General features: G+C 64.8%; 1 protein-coding gene. It reads left to right on the forward strand.

The genetic code is table 11. The features are described 5' to 3' along the window. A partial coding sequence (locus EJC49_RS23565) for an AAA domain-containing protein (protein ID WP_280960064.1) occupies positions 1-1,388 on the forward strand: 1,388 nt, incomplete at both ends.

Below are 1,388 nucleotides of genomic sequence, written 5' to 3' on the forward strand. Positions count from 1 at the left end.
GCTGCCGCAAGGATTCGCGAGGGCGACAGCTTCGGCAGGTCGGCGTTCGGAGCGGATTGGCGGGGAGAACGGTCTGCCTCGGCGCCGTTGCTGGCATTGGTGGAATGGATGCGGACCCTTCGGGCGCTGGGTTCCGAGCCGCGGCTCATAGCCGGGCGGCTGGCCGAACGCTCCGAGGCTGGCGCGCGCGCCGAGCGTGTCCGAAAGGTCATCGAGATCGGCAGGCCGATTATCGAAGGGTTCTGGAACGATCTCCAGCACATGGCGTCGGCCGCGCTGGGAGACGTGGCTTCCATGGAACGCGCGCGGCTCGACCTCCTCGACAATAAGGCGAGGGCGGTGCACCGCGCCGACGAGATATCGATGCAAGTGTTCGCCTCGCCGCCGGATGCGGTCAGCGACCGCATCAACCTTGCGCGGCGGCTGGAAGATCTGCAGCGGCTAGCAGGCATCATCGACGCTGGCGCGGAGCTGGGCGACAACGCATTCGGATCGGCCTGGGCCGGACGCTGGTCGGACTGGGCGGTCCTCGCCGATGGCGAGCTCTGGATTCGTGAGAACGGCGACCTCAGGCATCTGGCCGCACGACTTCCGACGCGGGTGGCAGTGGCAGCCTCCGCCGAACTTGCCATGGACGAAGCCAGGACGTTGGCCGACGCACTCACGGCACTAGCTGGAGACCTGAAGGGGGACGCGGCTTCGCTGTTCAGCGCGAGCGACTTCTTCGAGGTCGATTTGTCGGAGATCGTCGGCCGTCTGGATACCTGGCTTGAGCATCGGGAGCAGCTGTCGAAATGGGTGGCCTATAGAGAACGGTCGGAAGCAGCGCGAAAGGCCGGTCTGTCGAAGCTGGTCGATGCTCTCGCGGAAGGACGCATCGGCACCAAGGAAGCGCAGTCGACTTTCGACATGGCCTACTACGAAGCCATTCTGACAGCGATGGCGACGGAGGAACCCGAACTGGCACGGTTCGACGGCGAGCTTCATTCGCGGGCGGTACGTGATTTCGCCGACCTGGACACGCAGCGTATCAAGGCTGCGGCTATCGAGGTGGTTACCGCCCATCATCGCAGGATCCCTTCCCGCGACGGTGGTGCAGGCCCCGTTGGTCTGCTGCGCTCGGAAATGGCCCGCAAGCGTGGCCATATGCCGATCCGACAGCTGATGCAGCGCGCAGGTCCTGCGATCCAGGCGCTGAAGCCCGTTTTCATGATGAGCCCCCTGTCCGTTGCCCAATTCCTGTCACCAGGGAAGATGGCGTTCGACCTGCTGGTCATGGACGAGGCTTCCCAGATACAGCCAGTAGACGCGCTCGGGTCGATCGCCAGGGCAAAACAGGTGGTAGTCGTCGGTGACGAGCGTCAGCTTCCGCCGACGACGTTCTTCGC

Origin of the sequence: Aquibium carbonis, assembly GCF_003970795.1 — a bacterium.
Classification (GTDB): Bacteria; Pseudomonadota; Alphaproteobacteria; order Rhizobiales; family Rhizobiaceae; genus Aquibium; species Aquibium carbonis.